The organism is Levilactobacillus paucivorans (assembly GCF_001437125.1).
Classification (GTDB): Bacteria; Bacillota; Bacilli; order Lactobacillales; family Lactobacillaceae; genus Levilactobacillus; species Levilactobacillus paucivorans.
Genome location: NZ_JQCA01000008.1, coordinates 1 through 1,033, shown reverse-complemented (window position 1 = coordinate 1,033; position 1,033 = coordinate 1). Strand labels below are relative to the sequence as shown.

At 43.4% G+C, this 1,033-nt stretch carries 1 protein-coding gene; it reads right to left on the bottom strand.

Going from position 1 to position 1,033, the window contains the following annotated elements; genetic code table 11:
• Positions 1–14: 14 nt before the first annotated feature.
• The gene (locus IV54_RS00530; protein WP_057877460.1) at positions 15–935 is read right to left on the bottom strand and encodes an IS30-like element ISLsa1 family transposase; all 921 of its coding nucleotides are present in this window, start codon (positions 933–935) and stop codon (positions 15–17) included.
• Positions 936–1,033: the final 98 nt, after the last annotated feature.

Genomic DNA, 1,033 nt, shown 5'->3' with positions numbered 1-1,033 from the left:
GGCAAATTACAAGTTTAATCCGAACAAGCCCGGAATCTTTCAATGGCAGTCTGTTGATGATGTATTTTTAATGGTCGTTGATTAATTAGTTCAAGTGCTGCTAGGATCTCATCAGTCGTTACTTGGCTAAAATTGGTCTTTTTCGGGAAGAACCAGCGTAACCGTCTATTAAAATATTCATTGGAACCTCGCTCCCATGGTGAATATGGATGGCAAAAATAAACTTTGATCTGATAATCCTGTTCTAAGGCCTGATAATTGGCAAACTCTTTACCATGATCAACAGTAATGGATTTTACTTGGGGACCGAAGGCCCCCATAAACTTGCCAAAGGCGGTGTTTAGAGCCTTAGCCGTTCTATTAGGGGCTTTGATGGCCCATAGAAGTCGGCTCTTACGTTCTACGAATGTAACCAGACATGATCGTGACTCACTTCGACTAGAAAGCACCGTATCTACTTCCCAATGACCAAAAGCTAACCGTTGATTAACAGTTGTTGGCCGTTGTTCGATGGAAGTCCCACTTGTAAATTTCCCACGATTTTCGCTCACTCGGTGCTGGCGGACATTCCGATTGGGTAGATCAGTCAATTTGAAGGGGAGCCAGCCACGATTAAGCCAATTATAAATTGACGCAGTGCTCAAGTTATAAGCGGCCGCAATGGTTTCTGGCGACCAGGTTAATCGTAAGTGATTGGTAATTAAAGTCGCTAATGCTGCCGTCAGCATCGAACGACGACCGCAATTCCGCCTTTTGCGATCTGCATCTTGCTGAGCTAATTCTGGATCATAAGGTTTAACCCGGTCCAACTCATAGCTAATCGTAGCTTTGGCGACGCCTAAGGCGTCAGCCATTACTTGGTAAGATTTATTCCCCTCATTGACCAGTTGTGCTAGTGCGCCACGTTGAAAACGTGATAAAGTAGATGTACCCAAAGTAATCACTCCCTATATTGGTTGGAATTAGCTACTACCATTGTAAGTGATTGCTTTGGGCTTTTTAATTTCTGTTCGGATTAATTATAGAATTTGCC